Source organism: Neobacillus sp. GCM10027624 (assembly GCF_042675345.1).
Lineage (GTDB): Bacteria > Bacillota > Bacilli > Bacillales > Cytobacillaceae > Neobacillus > Neobacillus cucumis_D.
The window spans coordinates 390,688-409,563 of the sequence record NZ_JBHTHD010000011.1 but is presented as its reverse complement, the minus strand read 5'-3'; the positions used below and the strand labels follow the sequence as shown (position 1 = coordinate 409,563).

Here is an 18,876-nt window from a genome sequence, read left to right as displayed (position 1 = left end):
AGATTAGTTATTAAAAATAATAATCGCAACTATCGTATTATTATCAATTGTTTGAATTTTAATATCAAATAGTTCTCTTTTCACATTTGAAGTCAAAACATCATTTATTTTACCCTCTAATAAATCGATGTTACTTTCTTTAACAATCTTAACGGATCTCATCTTAGCACCTCCCTTCACCCATATACTTCTAGATGATTGGAGATAATCCTGCAATATTATATTATTTCAAAAATTAAACAAAATAGAAAAAGACACCCGAATGAACGAGTGCCTTACATAAATTTTCTATACTTTTGTTTGTATGAAATATTACTAATTAGTATTGTGTTTCCTCTACAACCGTTAATTATTAATTGCCCTTTAGTATTTATTGTTAAAACGCAAGGATACCATTCATTACCTTTTTCATAAAATACTCCAAATGTTTTATCTTCAGTTGGACTAATATTTTTAATAATATTTCCTATAACGGTTCCATCTGAAATTATACCTCCATCAATAAGCCCGTGTATTAAGACATTATCAAGAAGATCAAAAGAATAAGTTAATTTTTCTTGAAATTTCCATCCATTAACCAATGTGACAGGGAATTCTTGAAATTGAAACACAGATTCCTTTAAGTCCGATTTGATTTTTTCCATTTCTTTATCAACTTTTGAAATAACCATTTGTTTTACGATTATGTATAAAGATGCTCCAATAGCGGCAGTAATAACACCTAGTACAACCCATACAACATTCATGTTATAGAAAACAGTATCCTTTAACATATCCAAATTTGATTGTAAACTCCCTATATTGTTTGTTAATTCATTAATTTTTTGTTCATTGTTATTCATTTAATCCTGCCCCCATTTCTTCCTGTATTCTACCATATTTTGAGAATAATAGGGAGAAAGTTGGAGTATTATGTAAAAGTATGTAATTAATTATATAAGTTATGCATTTATCTTAAACAATTTTGTATGTATTTCCTAAAATAACATTTTGTATTGACCTAGCTGTAACCCCAAGTTCCTGCCCCTTCATCAAATACCATTCAACCTTGCTACCAGTCCATTGATTAAAATCTTCTCTAAGCTGGACAGCAGTATCCTTAGTCAATCTAATCTTATTCCAATGTCGGTCACTTGAATTTTTCTTATTAGCAGCACTTGTAGCCAGTCTTAGATTTCCAATTGAACAATCCTTTGTGTCCTTAGAAATGTGATCCACTTCTAACCCCATTGCTCTCCAATCTGCTTTCTTCATTCCCATGTAACTAGACATTACAATTTCATGTAAATACATTGGATGGTAATTACCCTCTGAATCTCTAAGACTTGTCATTAAATATTGTCCATTGTCACCTGTTCCCCGTGGATTTCCTTGCAATAACCATTTGGCCGATACTATGGAATAAACATTTCCACTGGGACAATGGCAAAGATACATTTCAGGACTGAACCCAGGAATTGGTGTCATTTCCCCATTCGCTTTCAATTCTTCATAATTTAACTCTTTCTGCATTTTACTTCCCCCTTAAAATTTTCTCTAAAACGCAAAAAAGCACCGGAATTAATCCGATGCTCATTGGAATTCTTTTATTAATTTATTTATCTTTTGCTGCACTTCAAATGAAGGCTTATGTTTTCTTTTTATAATCAAGTTATATAGGCTTTGACTAATCGATAACTTCTCCCCCATGGTACTCTGATTGTAGTCATTTAAAGCCTGAAATACCTTGAGCTTATCAATATAATCAAGTTCCTTAAAATTAATCTTCATAAATTATTAACTCCCAATAAAAAAATAGACACCTTTTCAGGTGCTTAGATGGGAGAAGGAGAGAATATCATATCCTCTCATATTTAATTCACTTTATGTATAAGTATAATTTATTCAAATATTTAATTATATCACCATTTACGATACTTTGTAAAATACTTTATTTCTGTTATCTAAACCATTTTCCACTAAATATCCATTTGCATTATGTATAACTTTTTGAATATCGCTTATGTATTGATTGAAAACCTTAATAACATCAATTACAAATTTATCTTGTGCATTATCCTTTATTCTCGGTTCCATCTTTTCGGATAGAGCCTTGATAATCATGTATGTAGGCTTATTACACCTGTCAATGATAACATCAACCACAGTGTCAATATAACTTTCTTTGTTACGGTTAAAGTAATCGTAAATATCTTGTTCAGGCTTATAAAAGTCCATCTCCATTGTGGATTGATTTTTAACCACTTCATCCTTCACAAATTCTAAAACATAGTTGTAATAATCAAAGCTGTCTGTAACATCAAATTTAATTATTTGATTATAGTTATCTAAGAAGCTCTTAATCTTCTGATATGTATCCGGCTTACTGCTCAATGCTTTGTATGTACGATAATTTAAATATTACTTTTTGATCCGATTATTAATGGCTTTAACATGCTGACTAATATTTTCCTGGGAACAACCAAGTTCAGCAGCGATATCGGATTGTGTTAACTCTTCATTATGTAATAATTGATATACCTTTCTTTGATGCGCGGACAAAATTCTTTCAATCCCACCAACGAATTCAATAAACTCCTTGTATCCTGAAGTATCATTAATTAATTTGTATTGTTCAATAACAGCTTGATCTAAACGAGTTTTATCAAATTGTTCATCATCTTCACTGTAATTATCATTCTTAGCTGGATCATGAAGGATATTATCATGATACTTTTTGTTCTCTGAATCAATTTCATTTTGAACAAGTCCATTAAGCCGTTGTCTAAACCATTTAATAATTTGTTGTGGTTCTTTGGTTGTATCAACTTTATCAAGTAATTTTGTAATTCCAGCTAATACATAAGAATCAATGTCTTTCCCATCAATGTAAGTATGTTTATGTAAAATATCTAAATAAATATTATGTAATGCTTTATCAGCAAATCTTAAACGGTAAACAGTATCAATATCACCATTGTTATTCTTTTCTTTTGTTTCTCTAAGCCCGATAAGTTTATTTAATACTTCTTCATTTCCATTTTGATACTCAACAATATAGTCCTTTAAAGTTTTGATTTGATTCATAAATAACATCTCCCATTCTGATTATTAGTTTATTTTTGATTTTTACTAACTTGTTCATTACGAACTCTCCTTTTAATCTCCGTTTTTGTGGTCAACTCGTTGTTCAGCACACTTGATCCATACTCCCATTTGGATACATGGTGCAATCTAAGATGAAAATAAATATTAAACTTGAAAACAATGCCTTTTACATTACATTTAAATCTCCCCTTTCATTATTAATTATAGCACAAAACACGAACGATTGTAATTAATTTAACGTTCAATTTAATCGAAACACGAACGTTGATTCAGATGAATCCGTTTTTAAATTTAATTATTCGTAAATCATAGGTAAACATAAACAACTAACTGAATAAGTTATATATTGGGGATATATTTAATATAGATTTAATAATTTGATTTAATATTAAATATATAGACTATATATTATATGTATGGTCAAAATGTAACTTATTCGAATTTCAATTTAATATGGTAATAATTCTTCTGCAATGTCCGTTTTCTTTCCCCAAATATATACCTGGTCTTCACTACCCTTAAAGTAATCCTTTGTTGTTACAACTTTCATTTTCTGGATTTTTTGCGGACTGCTGGTAAAATACTCAAAATCATTTATTTGATATGTACAAGCTTTCCTTTCTTCTAATCTCATTGCCAATGTAAAAACCTCTTGATTGTATGTAACAGTTATCATGTTATATCTTCTCAATTCATCCATGTATCTTTCTAATGTTGAAGCTGGAATTCCTGATACCTTTGCAAGTTTGTAAATTGGTACATCCCATCCGTTAGGAAAGATATCGTTCATTCTCTTGATATAGGAATATAAGTAAAAACCAGTTGTTCCAATTTTGTCTTTACTCATACAGAAAATGAAAACTTCAAAAGGAATACAATGAGTGTTTTCAAATTCATAATATGTACCGTCTAAGACTTCTTTATCGTATCTGTGAATGGCTTTAACAGGTAACTTAACGGAAAACTTCCTCGACAAGATTAAATGACTCAATTCCTCTTTAAATTCACTGTACATTGTAAAATCTAATTCACCATCTTCAAATGACCATAATGTAGGAAAATCTTTCACTGTTTCGGTATAACCCATTTGATCTAGCACTCCATTTTTCTTAATCAGATAATCTAATTTCTTATAAGTTGGATTGTAACCCAACATTTCTTTCATCCTCCCATTGTCAATGAATCCTTCAGTTGGTGAGATGTGTTTAGCATATCTGTAAATCCATGTAGCAAGGTATGTATAGGAATAAGCGAATGCAATATGCGGACTATCAGGGATAGCCCCTTTTAATTCTTCATATATTTCATTTGGCATAAAGATTTTTGATTCTTTTTCTTGGTATTCCAATAATTCTTCAATTTGTTCGTATTTCATTTTCATTTTCCCCTTCCGTTTAATTCATTTAACTTACAACCGTTTAGCATCATGAATCCTGCCATAGTTTGCGAAAAAATTACAAAGTCCTTTTCCACCTTTACACCCCCTTTCAAGTCGCTTAAAATGTTGCTTTTATTTGATTAAATCCTTGATAAAAATTTGCTTTTATTAGAAATGACAATTCCTTAATTAAAAGCGACATTTTATTTGTAATGCATTATCCCTATTAATTAACAAAACCCTGAGTCACGTCATACATTAATCAAAAAAACAATGGAGTGATATTTCTTGGCGAAATGGATTGACGTATCAACATCAAAACATCAATTGAAACTTTTTGATCGTCACAGACTTTTAAAAACTTACCCAGTTGCAATTGGAAAAATATTGTCACCAACGCCTACAGGAACATACACAATTATCAACAAGGATCCTCACCCTGGTGGACCATTTGGAGTGCTTTGGATGGGATTGTCAAAACCTCATTACGGTATACACGGAACAAATAATCCATCTTCTATAGGTAAGAATGTTTCACATGGATGTATTAGAATGTTTAACCATGATGTTCTAGAATTATCATCTCAAGTTCCAATAGGGACTCAAGTTTTCATTCATAAATGAAAGCCAATTTTTCCATTCCAATTTTTCTTTTTTTAATTTTTGGATTGATTTTTCATTAAACTGTCTATATAATATCCTTATAGGACGATAGACTATTAAATTATCAATGAACAAAATATGCGTTGAAAAAGCAGACAAAGCCTTTATTAGGATTGTCTTATTTGTGTTTATGAAAATAGTACGCCTATGCTTAATTGTAGCCATTTATTTCGATTTGGCAAATACGTTCTCTAAATTTATTTTAATTTTAGATAAATTGAACCAGCAAAGCTTAGTTCCTTTTCCTCTTTTTTACATGGTTAAAATTGGTATTATTAAATTACCCCTGATTTTCCGAGATAAATTGCTACTGAATGGGACTCCTTATTGGAGTTCTTTTCGTTTTAAACAATGGAAAAACACCAGAAATTAGATATTTCCATGTGAAAATCCTAATGAAGTCAAAAAAATAAGAATTGTATCTTATTGCAACCGATTGTATAATTATAAATAACTTTTCTATCTCTGATAGGTTACTACTGCAATTAGACTCCCAAAAACAGGGAGTCCTTTTGTATTTTTATAAAATTACTTCATCATTCAGCCGCTTCAAATTGCAATTGTAATAATTCACTAACATCAATTGCTACTACTTCACCTTCACATGTTAAAATGCTTAATTTAGCATCAATAAGGGTATCTTTATTGATTAAATTTTGGAACCTTTGAACGTTATCTGTAAAAGCCATTAGATTTAATTTTGCTTCCCCTTGCATTAATGTTTTTGTTTGAGTTGTCATTAGCTATCTCTCCCTTTGAATTTTATTTTTTAGTCCTGGGAGTCGATTCTAAGATGTAATTTTGACTACACATCGTAGTCGTTAGTTCCATTATAAATCGACCACAACTCGTTGTCAATAACATTCAACTACATTTTGTAGTCAATTTTTGTTATACTCTAATCAAGATGAAGGAGTGATATATTTTGGTTAAAACCGTTAAATCAGAACTAAAAAAAATTCTGAATGAACGAAAAATATCTATTAGGCAATTAGCAAACATGTCTACAGAAAAGTATGGTAAAGATGGAGAACTAAAGTTTGAAACCCTTAGAAGGTTATACAATGATGACACAAAACAATATCAACGGGACACATTGGGTAAAGTATGTGATGTCTTAGAAATTGAATTAAGCGATTTACTTATACTTATAGATGAAGAGGATAAACAAAAAGACGATGCTCACTAAATGGCATCGTCCCTATTTTTTATATCTTATGATTCAGCAGCTTCAAAACGGAATCCTACAATTTGTCTACAATCGACAACGATGACTCCAGGTTCTGCCTCACTATCACAGAAGAATGCACAACAAGTATTTTTATCGAAGCTAACGAACTTGGTATCCTCGATTACTGTTCCGCCTTTTAAAAATAAATCTACTTCAGTACCTGCTTGTAATTTTCTGAGTTGTCTGCATACACATCCTTTACATCTACTACAACTGGACTTACTTGAGCAGGAATTGCTTGAGCTTGACCTACTTGAACTTCCCATATTACCAATCACTCCTTAATTTTTGTTAACACTCACTTTATATAAATTATTAAGAAGGGAATAAAAATGATTGGACAAACTGTCTTTTTTAGAAGGTAAATAATGTTAAGAATAGATTAAGGAGTTCTAAATGTGTTGAAGACGAACAAAAAGAGCCGACTAAATGAATAGTAGCTCTTTATTTTGTAGACTGCTTATTTGTCTATTCAGATTGATATAAGGGCGTTTCAGGTATTGTACGTCTATTTAATCTAAATCACCTGAGAATTGAAATATATAAGTCTGGTGAGGCGTGTTAATAGCTTATCCTATGTTGATAATGGACTATGTTTAGATGCTCTTTCCAATGTTCTCTTATCAGCAATTGATTCCAAATAAATTTGCGTAGTTTGAATTTTCGAGTGACCAACCGTCTTTGAGAGTGTATAGATATCAACCTTTTCAATCATGTTTTGAATGTAGAACCGTCTAAAGTTATGAATGGTGTTTGCTACGTCGATATCTAATGCTTCCCCCATTTCTCTTATCATCTTGACTAATGCAAATCTTGTTACTTCCCTTCTGTACCTGCTAACAAATAACAGATCAGACTCATATCCATCCATATAAACCTTCCGTATCCTCAGATACTTAGTTAGCTGCAACTTTAATACCTTGCTTATTGGTACATATCTAACCTTGTTACCTTTTCCTAATATCCTAATGGCATTTTCCCCTATGTCATCAAGTTTAATTTTCCTCATTTCTGAGTTTCGAATTCCAGTTTCAGCGAGTATCGTTATAATAGTGCGATTGCGAACAGGTATAAATTTATTACCCTTCCAATAATCCAACATTTTGTAAATATCGTCCTTATCATACGCTGGAATTATTGGCTGTGGTGATTTCAAAAGCTTTATTTTAGCCCAAGGATTTTTATCAATAATCTCTTCCTCCATAAGCCAATTAAAGAATGGACGAATATGTTGAATTTTACCATTAATGGTATTAGCTTTACATCTTTTCTTTTCATCAATTATCCATTTACGTAAAAAAGCAGAAGTTATTTCTTCAATGTCCTCTATTTCGTTTTGGTTACAGTACTTAAAAAATTGATTCAAAAGTGCCCTTTTTTGATATATTGTTTGTTCGGTGTAACCATCTGCTTCACATACTAATAAGTACTCTTCTGCTAAATCTTTCATTGTACCATCTCATCTCCAATATTATTAACTTGAATAGCACAATTCTGTGAAAACCGCATAACACCAAGGTTTTTGTGAACATTTTCTAAACTTATAGTGTTTATGTTGTTAACCTCATTCCCATGTTAGTATCGCTGTATTATAATGAGTGTAAATTATGGGGGTTCGAGGTGAAACCAGATGGAACAAACGTTAAAAATAACAAATGTTTTATCAGATCCAACGCGTTATTATATTTATCAATACATTACAAAAAGGCACCAAGAGGTAACTGTCCAAGAGGTCGCTGAAAATTTTAATATCCATCCCAATGTGGCAAGATTGCATCTCTCCAAGCTGGAAGATGTGAACATGTTAATTTCTGAAACAAAGAAAACAGGTAAGGGCGGCCGTCCTAGCCGGTTATACCGCTTATCAGATGATGTGATTCAACTGCATTTTCCATTCCGCGATTATATGCTGTTATCCAAAGTAGCCATTCAAACCATGCTTACACTTGGTGAGGAAGGAAAAAAAGCATTATATATAACAGGAAAACGTTTTGGAACTGAAATTATAGAACAAGAAATGGCAAAAAGATCTTTCGGTGATGAATTAGATTTTAACGAAAAGCTAAATATATTAAAGAGTGCTTCAACACTTGCAGGCTTTTATCCGGAATTTGATGTGAACGGGGATCAAACCAAAATCTATTTTCAGATTTATAATTGCCCTTTTAAAGAAGTGGCAGAGGAACACGAAACCGTTTGCAGTATGCATCGTGAATTTCTTAAGGGGATGTTTGAGGTCTTATTCTCTTCCGTCGATTTGATTGAAAAAGAGAATATGTTTAATGGCTGTGAAACATGTTCCTACCAAGCATTTGTCACAAACTAATACCAAACCATTATTTACATTACCCTAACTTTTACCTTATAATATTGTAATGATGGTATTCGTAGGGTAAAAGGAGGGATACATATGGATCGCATGTTCAGAGTATTGGGTTTCTGGACGGGTATTTTTACCGTTATGTTTTATTTAGGAGATCTGGATAAAACGGCAATGTTATTTTTAGCCCAAACAGGTTTCTTCGTTCTGCTCAGCTATCTAAAACTTTCCGAACGTATGTACATGTACGTTTTCGGAGCATATTTAACCATTTTCTTTGCAGGTTTCACTTATTGGTCAACTTTCATGATGCCTCTAGGTGCAGCAGAATAAGAAATAAAAAACACTGGGAATGCCTCCAGTGTTTTTTTCTTTAGGCTATGATAAAGGAGAATGTTGATTTTTGAACAACGTTGATTGGAGCGGAAGGCACGAAGACTCCTGTGGGAGTACGGGGCAGGGGAGACCCCACAGGAGCGAAGCGACGAGGAGGCTCCCCGAACCGCCCACGGAAAGCGAAGTGCCTGGAGCGGAAATCAACAACTAGTTTAACAGTGCCTTTCTTTAAAATATTCTCGTAAAATCTACGTTCAAACCTTTTTGTTGAATAATCACATGAAAATAGGAACTTATCCCCGATGGCATAATTAAACTTCGTATTGCCCGGTTCCGCTTGCTTTGTTCAGAAAATGGGTTAGGATCAAAATGACTTTGTAATTCTTCAAGAATGCCTGCTTTTAATAAAAATTCATCCTGCCTAAGCATCGTAACAAAATTCAGGCCAACATTTTCCCCCTGTTGAATAAGCTGATCAAATTGAATATGTGTTGTAATATCGATTTCCCCGGGATGCTGCAAAATATTATCGAGCATTTGATGCTGATGGTATCCCCGTAAACTCCCCCTAGATCTCGCAGGCTGCATCCATTCCTGATTGGTATAACCATAGTCAGCACTGACAACAAGACCCTTTGTAATAAATTTCGAAATATCCCCAATCATTTTTTCCATTGCTAGAGGAACTTCAAACCGTTGTTTCTCCTTTAACTCCAATTTATTCTCTGATAAAAACTGAACAATTTCCTGATTCGATAACGGAACCCTTTTCTCAAACAATTTATTATTTTCAATTCCAATCATCACTTCGAAAATTCTGCCATTCTCCCTCTCGATTACATGGACAGGAAGTGCATCGAAAAGCTCATTTGAAAAAATCATTCCTGCAAAGCCTCTAATTTCATCGAGCGTTTCTAACTGGGTAACAGAGAAGGCAGAACCGAAAAGCTCTTTTTGTAATTTCCTATGATATGGGCTGCTTTCGACAATCATATATTCAATGGGAATTTGAACTGATTTATACCATTCCGTTAAAAAAGCGTTAGCAAAGCGGCCGTTTCCTGCCCCAATTTCACAAAATACAGCCGGTAATTCATATTGCTTATATATTTTTGAAAACCATTTTGCAAAAAGCCGGCCATAAACATCTGAAATATTGCTGGTTGTGATAAAATCACCATTGCGCCCGATTTTCACCTTTTCTTTCATATAGTAGCCAAAATCGGAATGATAAAGGGCTGCACTGATGAAATCTGCATAGGAAATATAATGATTGGGTGATTCCGAAATGATTTTTTTTAAATATGTAATCATCTTTTGCTCCTTTTTGATTTTCCACTATTGACATAGTGTTTACTATATATTATTGTTAAGTCAGTAGCTTAACTATATCCCCTCCCATTATATGAATAGAACATCCCCCGAAAAGCCCTTCTCCTCGTGAGAAGGGCTTTTCTATTTGAGTAATCAAAAACCATTTAAAAAAGGATTGCTATCCATCTCTTCGATAATAGTGGTTTCAGGACCATGCCCCGGTAAGACCACTGTCTCCTCCGGTAAAAATAACAACTTATCGTGAATGCTTTTTAAAAGCTGTGCTTGATTTCCCTTTGGCAGATCTGTTCGACCAATGCTCCCTTTAAATAAGGCATCTCCAGAAACGACAAAACCGTCATTTTCAAAATAATAAGAAACACTGCCCGGTGAATGGCCTGGAGTTTCAAACAGTTTAAATTCAAAACCAGCTATTTTTATATCTTCTTCCTTTTTCAAAATAAACTCAGCAGGTTTCGCGTTAACGCTTTCCTTCATCATAAAGAATTTTGAACCATTTAATTTTGGATCACTAAGCCACTCTTCTTCCTCCTCATGAACATAAACAGGAATTTTAAAAAAATCCCTTACCTCATCTACTGCCCCAATATGGTCAAAATGTGCATGAGTCAGGAAAATGGCCGCCGGCTTTAATTCACGCTTGGTCAACCAATTAATCAACTTTTTCCCTTCACTACCTGGGTCAAAAATAAGACATGTTTGATCAGGATTTTCCACTATGTAACAGTTTGTTTGCAGAACCCCTAAGGGGATTTGCGACCACTTCATTTTGTATACCTCCAGTTAATAAATGCAATAATAACATTTTACACTATTCTTTAATTGTAGATAAAGAAACGAACGATATTCTTAATACCAATTTAAAACCTCGAACATAAAGTTGTCTCTTTTTTGCCCTCGACAAACGAATGAAAAAACTATAAAATAGGAAACGAATGTATATAATATTCTTACATAACTATTTTAAAATGTTAGGCATACTGCCTGGTAAATAACCAATAAAGGGGGATTTGTTCATGGGTTTAGTTATTATCTTTGCTTTAGTAACCATCCTTGCTTTTTTTGCTGGACTTCGTGCACTAAAAAATAAAAATTTATTAGCTGCATTTTGGGGAGTCGCTTCATTCTTGGTCTTTGGCTGGTTTGTAGTCATGACCATCATTCACCACGGAATTCCGACTGGAACGCACTAAGACAATATAGAGAAGACTGCCCTTTAGGCAGTCTTTTTTATTAATCTTGTAAAAGGCTATTTACTTTATCTACCTTATACTCCATGCTTCTTTTTACATCCCTGCGGTCATCCACACGGATATTTGTTGCTACCCGCTGAATCCCCTCTGAAAATGGAGCTTCGTGCATCGCCTGAATCACTTCAAATAAAACGGGCAGGTCCCCTTCAATAATCGTATTCATAGGGGTCAACTGATAATGAATTTTCCCTTCTGCCTCATATCTTTTTAATACCTTTTGTACACTAGCCACATATTTACTCACACTGGGTGTTTCAGTCCCCAGTGGAATGACAGTAACATCAACAATTGCCATCCTGATCACCTGCTTGGTCTATTAATTTTTGGTACAGTGTGATTTTATCATACCTGGCAAAGTAAGAAAAAAAGAATGACTCTTTACAGTCATTCTTTCAGCAAATCGTAAATTTTTTTGGTTTTTAGATCAATCAGCTTTTCAAAGCTGTTCCCGTATAAGCAGGTATTCCCCAATGGTGAACAACTTAGTGGGGCATCGTCCAACCCAGTGAGGATTAACTGGTGCTTCCCATCCTTAAAATTATACGTAACAAGATTAAACCCCTCTGTATACGAGTCAGCCTCGGTACTTTCTAATGGACTAAAAGCAATAAATTCCTTTTTATTTTCGATATAATCATAATTGGGCACGACCCAATCTGAATAGTTGGTAAGCTGTGGAATGGAAAATGAGAAAATACGCTTTAATTTTTTGTCAAAAAACGTATATGTCGAGTTTGTTTTATCCTTCGCTTCGATGGTTAAAAGCAAATCAGGGAACACGGTAAAATGAAACACACCAGGGAACACAGGCCTTTCCTCTCCATCCTCCAAGCCCTTAAAAACTAGAGGTGCAGATAGTGTTGATTTTTTCTCATCCCATTTTAAATAGGCAATCTCGTCTCGATTTACCCATTGAAGAAAAGGCTGGAGCACAGAAATCTCTTTCATTTTTGAACGCTTCATTTCAATTAGAAAAAGTTTAAAGGTCCAGTCTTCATTAAAGTTTGAAACAAGGATTTTTGACTCGTCATAGGGATTCCATTCAAACTCTAATTCATACGATGCCATGGAGTGTTTCCAAGATACTTTCCCTTTTTGATTAATAATCTCAATCATACCTTCATAGGTGGAAGGGGAGGACTGCACTAAGAAGTACTTTTTAGAAGGACTTATTTGAACATTAACAATTGGGGAATCTGTTTTAAAAACAAACTTACTTTTCCCCGTTAAGAAATCATAAATATAAATATTTGAGGATTGTTTAATATTCGTAATGTATAGGATTTGATTTTCGGAAATCCAGCCTGCGATCTTAAAAAACTCACCCTTCGAGACAGTAAGCGGGAGCTTCCAATCCTTTACAGAGAAATTAGTTAGATTTTTTTTGGCGGGATTTTGATTAGATCTTTTTTGCGTTTGAAGATTACATGCTCCAAGGAGGAGGGAAAGAAACAAAATGATTGGAAAAATATATCGAACCGCTTTTTGTCTTTCAAATTGAATCAATCCAAACCCCTCCATTTAAAAATTCTATATATAATTTAAGACGTTCATATAAAAAGAATGTTTCAATCCCAAGAAAAATGAAAAAGCCGTTTTTAACGGCTTTCCAAAGTGAATAAAAAGAACCATTACCGATTATTTTAATGAGAATTTTTTAATTTTACAAGGCGTGTTTTTTAAATTATGAATGAAGCAGCGCAGCTAAAAAAATCGCCTCTGCCCGCGAGTATATATCTTTATATTTTGAAAGAGGAAGCGGATTAATCCCCCTTCCCAGCTCAATCGTAAAGCCAGGACGTTTAAATTCTTGAATATACCAATCCTTATACCCTGCATGACTGTCAACATACTGAATGGCTTTATACCCGCTTAATCGTTCCATTTCTTTTGCAATCTTCTCAGCTTCAGGTGGTTCCAAACCCTCATATCCCCAATAAAATTCTTCTCCCTGGGTATGAAAAGCGACAACACAGTCAAATAGAGTACTCTTCGCTAATTTAGCCATGGCAATCGCTTCAGGTTCAGTTAACGGAGCATTCCCGGGAAAGTCTCTTGAAGCCGGCAGCTTCGGCAGCTTCCGATCTTTTTCAATCTCCCATTTTGCTGGATATTGATTATTTAAATCCACCCCGCGAATATTCGCTTTCCAGTGAACGAAATCATCGCTGTCATTATTAATTTTTATCACTTTCTTGCGAACCGATTCAGGCGGCCCATTTATAACAAGGTCAACCCCATCCGGATTAACCATGGGTACAATAGAAAGCTCTACACTTTGGTACAATTGTAAAGAAGAAACTTCCCTAAAGATCATTCCATTTGTGATCGAAAGTAAATAATGATTTAACAAATCCATCAAAATCAAGGTAGTGATCCATTCATTTGCGTGAAAGGATGCATTCATATGAACTTTTTTTGTTCCTTTCCCAATTCTGATTTCATGGATTGGGTTTCCTAAGACACTTTTCCCTATGATTGACACTTTGATAAAAGGGTAAACCCTTTTAAGTGAGGTGATAGCATCGTAAAGGATTGCAGAACAACATGGCTTCATGGTGCTTAAAAAAGGCATTGTGACTCTTTCAGGTAGTAGGATGGTTTCATTTGGGAGCAATTGATCAGGTTTTTGTGTTTGATTAAGTAAAAGTATGGCATCTGGTGAAACATTCTTTGAAGTTGCTATTCCGGCTAACGTATCCCCGTTTTTAATTCTGTATGGGACTGCTTCATACCCCGGAATGATTATTTTCTTTGAGGTTTCTATATTCTTCGGATTTATATCACGATTTGAGTCCTCAATCACATTTAGCGGTACCATAAATAGCCTGCTATAATACCATAAGGAGTCTTCAGATCGAAACAGGACCTCCATTTTTTCTCCCTCCCATCATAAAAATCATATGAAAAGAAAAGAAAAAGATGAATTTTAAAAACAAAAAACCTGCGATGGCAGGTTTCCTATGATTTATAAATTTAATTTATTTTTAATCAGCCATGCTGCACCAATGACACCTGCATCATTTCCTAATGTTGCTAATGCGAGCTCTGTTGATTCTTTTACAGAAGAAAATGCAAATTGATTAAATTGTTGTTTCACAGAGTTTAATAGGATATCACCAGCTTTTGAAACACCACCGCCTATAACAATTTTTTGCGGATTCAGGGTATTTCCGATATTCGCTAAAACAAGACCTAAATGAAATGTTACCTCGTCTAATACTTTTACAGCCATCTGGTCTCCATTTCTTGCAGCGTCAAAAACATCCTTTGCATTTATTTTACCGTTTGCAGCCTGTTTCTCAGCTAATTCACCTTTTAAATCGCCTTTTAAAATTTCTTTCGTTGCTAACCGGACAATTCCCGTTGCTGAAGCAACCGTTTCAAGACAACCGGTTTTCCCGCAATTACAAGGTGCACCGCCATTTGGAACAGCCGTTATATGCCCGATTTCCCCTGCAGCACCATTTGCACCTTGGACAATATTCCCGCCTATAATGACTCCACCGCCAACACCGGTACCAAGCGTGACACAAACCAAATCTTTTGCTCCACCTCCTGCACCTTTCCACATTTCACCTAGCGCTGCACAATTCGCATCATTTTCAATTGCAGCAGGAAGATCGGTCGTTACTTCTAGTTGTTCCTTAAGCGGATAGTTCTCTTTCCATCCTAAATTAACAACATTCAAGATTACTCCATTTTCATAGTCAACCGGGCCTGGGGCACCCATTCCAATTCCAATTAATCTATTTTTATTTTCACCGAGGCTTGCTAATTTTTCATTAATCGCCTTGGCAATATTACCGGTAATATTTCGGCCTTCATCTGAATTATCAGTTGGTATTTCCCACTTTTGAAGGATTTCTCCACTAGTAGTCAGAAATGCTAATTTTGTCGTTGTGCCGCCAAGATCCACGCCTACAATCCATTTATCTTGCAATTTATTCACCTATCTTCGACTTTTTTCTTTTTGAAATTGAATCTCTTGTCTTAGGATCAATAACGCTGTTTGGTATTCCTTTGGTTCAATTAATTGAGATTGATAAAGTTCTTTTAATTCAGTTTCCATCAGTTCCATATCGGCCACTCGATCACCAATATAAATAATCGTTCCAAATTGTTTTAAAAATTGCTGAATCTCGTAAACTGTTTTCATTTTCTGCCCCTTAAAATTCTATAAATTGGAGATACAATGAATCGTACAAAAAAAGTATACCTTATGCCAATTCCCGCCTCAAGGAAATATTTTTGTAACGGCAATTGTAAAATCCGAATCATTCCGGACAATAGATTATTGAAGATGTTGGTTAATTTTTCGAACTAAATCAGAGTAATCCTTGCGGTCTGGATTTAACTTAACGGCCTTTTCTGCATTTACCTTCGCTTCCTTAAAGTCCCCTTCCTCAATATTAATCAGCGCAAGATTATAATAGGCTTCTTCAAAATCAGGGTACAATTGGATCGCTTTTTGTAAATGAATTTTTGCCTTCGAAAGCATTCCCTTTTTAATTTCCGTATAGGATAGAAGAAAATAAACATTTGCCGAAGGGCTCTTTAATTTTTTTTCTGTTTCCCTTAATACCTGATAAGCCTGATCATTTTTATCCTGCTTAATATATTCCTGGGCAAGGGCTAAACTGGAGCTTTCATCTCTTGTCCTTGCGCCGGTACTATAACCATAAGATAAGGACCCCCAAATAATAGCAGCAGCCAATAGGAAAAATACTGCTTGGAGGAATACTTTTTTCTGCTTTGGAAGGTAAACCACTCCGGCTGCAAGAAATCCTCCTGCTAAGCCGCCCAAGTGACCTGCACTATCGATACCCGAAGCTGTAAAACTAAAAACAAGATTGATTCCCAGAACGACAATTAAATTGATGCCGATTGTTCTGAAAAAAAGCTTCGGCTGTATCATTCCAAAATAAAGCAATGCCCCGAAACATCCATAAATGGCGCCGCTGGCTCCTGCTGATAGATTTGAACTAAAAATAAAACTGGCAATAACCCCAGCAATACCAGCGAACAAGTAAATAAAAAGGAATCGTAGATTACCATATAATCTTTCAACGGCAACTCCTAAATAATATAATGCAAGTGTATTCATGGCTAGATGTAAAAAACCAATATGAAGGAAAATTGGTGTAATAAAACGCCACCACTGACCTTCATAGATAAGAGGATTAAATTTGGCCCCATACTTAATCAATGTGGAATTGTTGGTACTCCCTCCGTGCATTTCCAGCCAAAAAAAGACGAGAATTTGAACAATCATGAATAAATAGGTAAATAACGGCCTACCATTTTCAAAAACGGCTTTTTCCGCTTCTGCCTGATTTAAAGCAGACTCAAGTGTTGATTTTTTTAAAGCATGGATGGTTTCTTCCGAATAAGATTCATTAATATCGAAGAATACTTGCTTCTCTAGTAAATGTGAAAGAGTTTGAAAGCCTGTTTCATAATTTTCATTTGCAAATAAAATAGAGACAATTGCGGTTTTATTTCCCTCCGGATAAAAATAAGGCTTCTCGAGACGATATTCATATTCATCTACTGGTGGATAGGAACTGACATAAATATTCGTCATATTCAAATCACCTCGACGAAGCTGTTTACGGATATTCTCTCCATTCGCTGCGGTAAATTCAATATCCCTTTGCATCGAATTACTCCAATTAAGGTCTTGATTGAATAAGCGTACTATAGGTGCTTTCTTATTTTCTAATTTTTCGAGCCATAGCTCTTTTTGATTATCAAATAATTGAATGATGCGATAACCTTGTTCTGTAATAAAGAAATGAGCTAAGCGCCAAAAGATGAATTCCTCTCTATTCAATACTCCTCCCACTTTCTATCTAAGTAATAGCTATATATAATTAATAATTATTGGATGGTTTCATTATAACCGAATTCCATTCAAATCAATGCCTAAACGGCCTCATTTCCGGCAATTTTATTATGGATTCTACAGGACAAATAAAAAACCATCTGCGGTTTTCACCTTTCAGATGGTCCTCCAAAAACAGTTTGCAGCATTTTATTTTTTACTCCCGGGAAACTCATAATGGAACCTACCGCAAGGCGGCGTAGCCAGCCGGATGCCAGCAATAAATTAATAAGCCGATATCGATAACGAAATCCAAAATACCCGATAGAACCAATTAAAAAAATAGATGTAATAACACGAGACATAATAAATCCCTCCTACATCTATTCTGTGTAATAAATATAAGTTTTATCCATTGTTACCAATAATCATGGACTGAAATTATGGAGAATATAAACCCATAAGGTTAAATGTTATTTAACACCGGCCCCATTGTTTTCTTTAAAACAGCGACTGAATTAGAAAATTTATTCTCTTCTTCCTCACTTAAGTCCAACTCTACAACTTCTCGAATACCATTACGGTTAACCACTGCAGGAACCCCGATATATAGATCTCTATGCCCATATTCCCCATCGAGATAAGTTGAAACGGTTAGGACAGAATTTTCATTTTGTAGTATCGCTTTGGTTAACCTTACAAGTCCCATAGCAATTCCGTAAAAGGTTGCTCCTTTTCGTTCGATGATCTGGTAGGCAGCATCCCGAACATTTAAAAAGATTTGATTAAGGGCATCTTTTGTGTAGCCTTCTTTATTTTTTGTCCATTCTGAAATGGAGATACCCGCGATATCGGCATGACTCCAGACAGGTAATTCCGTATCACCATGTTCTCCAATAATATAAGCGTGTACGTTACGGGCATCCACACTAAAATAATCGCCTAATAAATACCGGAATCTAGCGGTATCGAGAATTGTGCCTGAACCAATAACCCTTTCCTTCGGGAGACCGGAAAATTTCCAAACAGCATAAGTTAAGATATCTACAGGATTTGTTGCAACAAGAATAATCCCATCGAAACCGCAAGACATAATCTCATGGACAATGCCTTTAAAAATCTTTGTGTTTTTCTCAACAAGATCCAGTCTTGTTTCACCAGGTTTTTGATTAGCCCCAGCGGTAATGACTACAAGATCAGCTTGATCACAATCTTTATAGCTTCCATACCAAATTTTTGTATGTGAAGGGGCGAAAGGCAGGCCGTGATTTAAATCCATAGCATCACCCTCAGCTTTTTCCTTATTTAAATCAATCAGGACAAGCTCTTCTGTTATCCCTTGATTTAAAAGAGCAAAAGCATAACTTGAACCAACAAAACCTGTTCCTATAAGCGCAACCCGATTCACTCGATTAACCATTTCAAACCCACCTTTAAAAAATAATT

The 18,876-nt window shown here is 34.6% G+C and carries 25 protein-coding genes; 5 read left to right on the top strand and 20 right to left on the bottom strand.

What is annotated here, in order from left to right; genetic code table 11:
- Positions 1 to 3 precede the first annotated feature (3 nt).
- The 7 genes from ACFQZ9_RS18280 to ACFQZ9_RS18250 all read right to left on the bottom strand — a co-directional run bounded on the left by ACFQZ9_RS18280 (position 4) and on the right by ACFQZ9_RS18250 (position 4,462).
- A complete protein-coding gene (locus tag ACFQZ9_RS18280; RefSeq protein ID WP_498944832.1) occupies positions 4 to 162 on the bottom strand; it encodes a hypothetical protein in 159 nt (52 codons plus the stop codon).
- Between the two features lie 113 nt (positions 163 to 275).
- Entirely contained in the window at positions 276 to 842 is a 567-nt protein-coding gene (locus ACFQZ9_RS18275) for a hypothetical protein (RefSeq protein ID WP_498944831.1), read from the bottom strand.
- A 112-nt stretch (positions 843 to 954) separates the two neighbouring features.
- A complete protein-coding gene (locus ACFQZ9_RS18270; RefSeq protein ID WP_498944830.1) occupies positions 955 to 1,512 on the bottom strand; it encodes an HNH endonuclease in 558 nt (185 codons plus the stop codon).
- Between the two features lie 60 nt (positions 1,513 to 1,572).
- Positions 1,573 to 1,770 (bottom strand): hypothetical protein, encoded by a 198-nt coding sequence (locus ACFQZ9_RS18265; protein WP_498944829.1) that lies wholly within the window; start codon positions 1,768 to 1,770, stop codon positions 1,573 to 1,575.
- A gap of 138 nt (positions 1,771 to 1,908) precedes the next feature.
- Positions 1,909 to 2,244 (bottom strand): hypothetical protein, encoded by a 336-nt coding sequence (locus ACFQZ9_RS18260; protein ID WP_498944828.1) that lies wholly within the window; start codon positions 2,242 to 2,244, stop codon positions 1,909 to 1,911.
- 156 nt (positions 2,245 to 2,400) lie between these two features.
- The gene (locus ACFQZ9_RS18255; protein ID WP_498944827.1) at positions 2,401 to 3,066 is read right to left on the bottom strand and encodes a sigma factor-like helix-turn-helix DNA-binding protein; all 666 of its coding nucleotides are present in this window, start codon (positions 3,064 to 3,066) and stop codon (positions 2,401 to 2,403) included.
- 469 nt (positions 3,067 to 3,535) lie between these two features.
- Positions 3,536 to 4,462: a hypothetical protein gene (locus tag ACFQZ9_RS18250; RefSeq protein ID WP_498944826.1), complete on the bottom strand. Its 927-nt coding sequence runs from the start codon at positions 4,460 to 4,462 to the stop codon at positions 3,536 to 3,538.
- A gap of 291 nt (positions 4,463 to 4,753) precedes the next feature.
- On the opposite strand from ACFQZ9_RS18250, the gene ACFQZ9_RS18245 reads away from it, so the two are divergent.
- A complete protein-coding gene (locus ACFQZ9_RS18245; RefSeq protein ID WP_498944825.1) occupies positions 4,754 to 5,089 on the top strand; it encodes a L,D-transpeptidase in 336 nt (111 codons plus the stop codon).
- Between the two features lie 575 nt (positions 5,090 to 5,664).
- Here ACFQZ9_RS18245 and ACFQZ9_RS18240 read toward each other — a convergent pair.
- The gene (locus ACFQZ9_RS18240) at positions 5,665 to 5,868 is read right to left on the bottom strand and encodes a hypothetical protein (protein ID WP_498944824.1); all 204 of its coding nucleotides are present in this window, start codon (positions 5,866 to 5,868) and stop codon (positions 5,665 to 5,667) included.
- 185 nt (positions 5,869 to 6,053) lie between these two features.
- Between ACFQZ9_RS18240 and ACFQZ9_RS18235 the strand changes: the two genes are divergently transcribed.
- Positions 6,054 to 6,317 (top strand): helix-turn-helix domain-containing protein, encoded by a 264-nt coding sequence (locus ACFQZ9_RS18235; RefSeq protein ID WP_498944823.1) that lies wholly within the window; start codon positions 6,054 to 6,056, stop codon positions 6,315 to 6,317.
- Between the two features lie 190 nt (positions 6,318 to 6,507).
- On the opposite strand, the gene ACFQZ9_RS18230 is transcribed toward ACFQZ9_RS18235, so the two are convergent.
- The gene (locus tag ACFQZ9_RS18230) at positions 6,508 to 6,633 is read right to left on the bottom strand and encodes a hypothetical protein (RefSeq protein WP_498944822.1); all 126 of its coding nucleotides are present in this window, start codon (positions 6,631 to 6,633) and stop codon (positions 6,508 to 6,510) included.
- A gap of 300 nt (positions 6,634 to 6,933) precedes the next feature.
- Positions 6,934 to 7,809: a tyrosine-type recombinase/integrase gene (locus ACFQZ9_RS18225; RefSeq protein WP_498944821.1), complete on the bottom strand. Its 876-nt coding sequence runs from the start codon at positions 7,807 to 7,809 to the stop codon at positions 6,934 to 6,936.
- Positions 7,810 to 7,989: 180 nt separating this feature from the next.
- On the opposite strand from ACFQZ9_RS18225, the gene ACFQZ9_RS18220 reads away from it, so the two are divergent.
- Both ACFQZ9_RS18220 and ACFQZ9_RS18215 read left to right on the top strand, forming a co-directional pair.
- A complete protein-coding gene (locus ACFQZ9_RS18220; RefSeq protein ID WP_198309182.1) occupies positions 7,990 to 8,685 on the top strand; it encodes a helix-turn-helix transcriptional regulator in 696 nt (231 codons plus the stop codon).
- A gap of 84 nt (positions 8,686 to 8,769) precedes the next feature.
- Positions 8,770 to 9,012: a DUF2626 domain-containing protein gene (locus ACFQZ9_RS18215; protein ID WP_198309183.1), complete on the top strand. Its 243-nt coding sequence runs from the start codon at positions 8,770 to 8,772 to the stop codon at positions 9,010 to 9,012.
- Positions 9,013 to 9,243: 231 nt separating this feature from the next.
- Here the strand turns inward: ACFQZ9_RS18215 and ACFQZ9_RS18210 are convergent, their stop codons facing one another.
- Together ACFQZ9_RS18210 and ACFQZ9_RS18205 are read right to left on the bottom strand one after the other, a co-directional pair.
- Positions 9,244 to 10,329, bottom strand: a complete 1,086-nt coding sequence (locus tag ACFQZ9_RS18210) for a class I SAM-dependent methyltransferase (RefSeq protein WP_498944820.1) — start codon at positions 10,327 to 10,329, stop codon at positions 9,244 to 9,246.
- A 153-nt stretch (positions 10,330 to 10,482) separates the two neighbouring features.
- Positions 10,483 to 11,118 (bottom strand): MBL fold metallo-hydrolase, encoded by a 636-nt coding sequence (locus ACFQZ9_RS18205; protein ID WP_198309185.1) that lies wholly within the window; start codon positions 11,116 to 11,118, stop codon positions 10,483 to 10,485.
- A 248-nt stretch (positions 11,119 to 11,366) separates the two neighbouring features.
- Between ACFQZ9_RS18205 and ACFQZ9_RS18200 the strand changes: the two genes are divergently transcribed.
- Positions 11,367 to 11,543, top strand: coding sequence for a DUF2759 domain-containing protein (locus ACFQZ9_RS18200; RefSeq protein ID WP_026572464.1), 177 nt, complete (start codon positions 11,367 to 11,369; stop codon positions 11,541 to 11,543).
- A 40-nt stretch (positions 11,544 to 11,583) separates the two neighbouring features.
- On the opposite strand, the gene ACFQZ9_RS18195 is transcribed toward ACFQZ9_RS18200, so the two are convergent.
- The 8 genes from ACFQZ9_RS18195 to ACFQZ9_RS18160 all read right to left on the bottom strand — a co-directional run bounded on the left by ACFQZ9_RS18195 (position 11,584) and on the right by ACFQZ9_RS18160 (position 18,850).
- Positions 11,584 to 11,898, bottom strand: a complete 315-nt coding sequence (locus tag ACFQZ9_RS18195) for an MTH1187 family thiamine-binding protein (protein ID WP_198309186.1) — start codon at positions 11,896 to 11,898, stop codon at positions 11,584 to 11,586.
- An 89-nt stretch (positions 11,899 to 11,987) separates the two neighbouring features.
- Positions 11,988 to 13,109, bottom strand: coding sequence for a YqgU-like beta propeller domain-containing protein (locus ACFQZ9_RS18190; RefSeq protein ID WP_498944819.1), 1,122 nt, complete (start codon positions 13,107 to 13,109; stop codon positions 11,988 to 11,990).
- A 178-nt stretch (positions 13,110 to 13,287) separates the two neighbouring features.
- A complete protein-coding gene (locus ACFQZ9_RS18185) occupies positions 13,288 to 14,478 on the bottom strand; it encodes a M14 family metallopeptidase (protein ID WP_498944818.1) in 1,191 nt (396 codons plus the stop codon).
- 93 nt (positions 14,479 to 14,571) lie between these two features.
- Complete coding sequence (locus ACFQZ9_RS18180; RefSeq protein WP_498944817.1) at positions 14,572 to 15,546, bottom strand: ROK family glucokinase; 975 nt, start codon at positions 15,544 to 15,546, stop codon at positions 14,572 to 14,574.
- Positions 15,547 to 15,555: 9 nt separating this feature from the next.
- Positions 15,556 to 15,762 carry a YqgQ family protein gene (locus tag ACFQZ9_RS18175; RefSeq protein ID WP_198309190.1) on the bottom strand — a complete coding sequence of 69 codons (207 nt, stop codon included), beginning with the start codon at positions 15,760 to 15,762 and terminating at the stop codon, positions 15,556 to 15,558.
- A gap of 135 nt (positions 15,763 to 15,897) precedes the next feature.
- On the bottom strand, positions 15,898 to 17,439 hold the full coding sequence (locus ACFQZ9_RS18170) for a rhomboid family intramembrane serine protease (RefSeq protein WP_498944816.1): 1,542 nt from the start codon (positions 17,437 to 17,439) through the stop codon (positions 15,898 to 15,900).
- 161 nt (positions 17,440 to 17,600) lie between these two features.
- Positions 17,601 to 17,795, bottom strand: a complete 195-nt coding sequence (gene yqgO / locus ACFQZ9_RS18165) for a protein YqgO (protein ID WP_026572457.1) — start codon at positions 17,793 to 17,795, stop codon at positions 17,601 to 17,603.
- A 101-nt stretch (positions 17,796 to 17,896) separates the two neighbouring features.
- Positions 17,897 to 18,850 (bottom strand): L-lactate dehydrogenase, encoded by a 954-nt coding sequence (locus ACFQZ9_RS18160; RefSeq protein WP_198309192.1) that lies wholly within the window; start codon positions 18,848 to 18,850, stop codon positions 17,897 to 17,899.
- Positions 18,851 to 18,876 lie beyond the last annotated feature (26 nt).

Coding starts and splice junctions, on each gene's coding strand:
- ACFQZ9_RS18280 (WP_498944832.1), bottom strand. CDS start 162: ATGAGATCCGTTAAGATTGTTAAAGAAAGTAACATCGATTTATTAGAG.
- ACFQZ9_RS18275 (WP_498944831.1), bottom strand. CDS start 842: ATGAATAACAATGAACAAAAAATTAATGAATTAACAAACAATATAGGG.
- ACFQZ9_RS18270 (WP_498944830.1), bottom strand. CDS start 1,512: ATGCAGAAAGAGTTAAATTATGAAGAATTGAAAGCGAATGGGGAAATG.
- ACFQZ9_RS18265 (WP_498944829.1), bottom strand. CDS start 1,770: ATGAAGATTAATTTTAAGGAACTTGATTATATTGATAAGCTCAAGGTA.
- ACFQZ9_RS18255 (WP_498944827.1), bottom strand. CDS start 3,066: ATGAATCAAATCAAAACTTTAAAGGACTATATTGTTGAGTATCAAAAT.
- ACFQZ9_RS18250 (WP_498944826.1), bottom strand. CDS start 4,462: ATGAAATACGAACAAATTGAAGAATTATTGGAATACCAAGAAAAAGAA.
- ACFQZ9_RS18240 (WP_498944824.1), bottom strand. CDS start 5,868: ATGACAACTCAAACAAAAACATTAATGCAAGGGGAAGCAAAATTAAAT.
- ACFQZ9_RS18225 (WP_498944821.1), bottom strand. CDS start 7,809: ATGAAAGATTTAGCAGAAGAGTACTTATTAGTATGTGAAGCAGATGGT.
- ACFQZ9_RS18220 (WP_198309182.1), top strand. CDS start 7,990: ATGGAACAAACGTTAAAAATAACAAATGTTTTATCAGATCCAACGCGT.
- ACFQZ9_RS18215 (WP_198309183.1), top strand. CDS start 8,770: ATGGATCGCATGTTCAGAGTATTGGGTTTCTGGACGGGTATTTTTACC.
- ACFQZ9_RS18210 (WP_498944820.1), bottom strand. CDS start 10,329: ATGATTACATATTTAAAAAAAATCATTTCGGAATCACCCAATCATTAT.
- ACFQZ9_RS18205 (WP_198309185.1), bottom strand. CDS start 11,118: ATGAAGTGGTCGCAAATCCCCTTAGGGGTTCTGCAAACAAACTGTTAC.
- ACFQZ9_RS18200 (WP_026572464.1), top strand. CDS start 11,367: ATGGGTTTAGTTATTATCTTTGCTTTAGTAACCATCCTTGCTTTTTTT.
- ACFQZ9_RS18195 (WP_198309186.1), bottom strand. CDS start 11,898: ATGGCAATTGTTGATGTTACTGTCATTCCACTGGGGACTGAAACACCC.
- ACFQZ9_RS18185 (WP_498944818.1), bottom strand. CDS start 14,478: ATGGAGGTCCTGTTTCGATCTGAAGACTCCTTATGGTATTATAGCAGG.
- ACFQZ9_RS18175 (WP_198309190.1), bottom strand. CDS start 15,762: ATGAAAACAGTTTACGAGATTCAGCAATTTTTAAAACAATTTGGAACG.
- yqgO (WP_026572457.1), bottom strand. CDS start 17,795: ATGTCTCGTGTTATTACATCTATTTTTTTAATTGGTTCTATCGGGTAT.
- ACFQZ9_RS18160 (WP_198309192.1), bottom strand. CDS start 18,850: ATGGTTAATCGAGTGAATCGGGTTGCGCTTATAGGAACAGGTTTTGTT.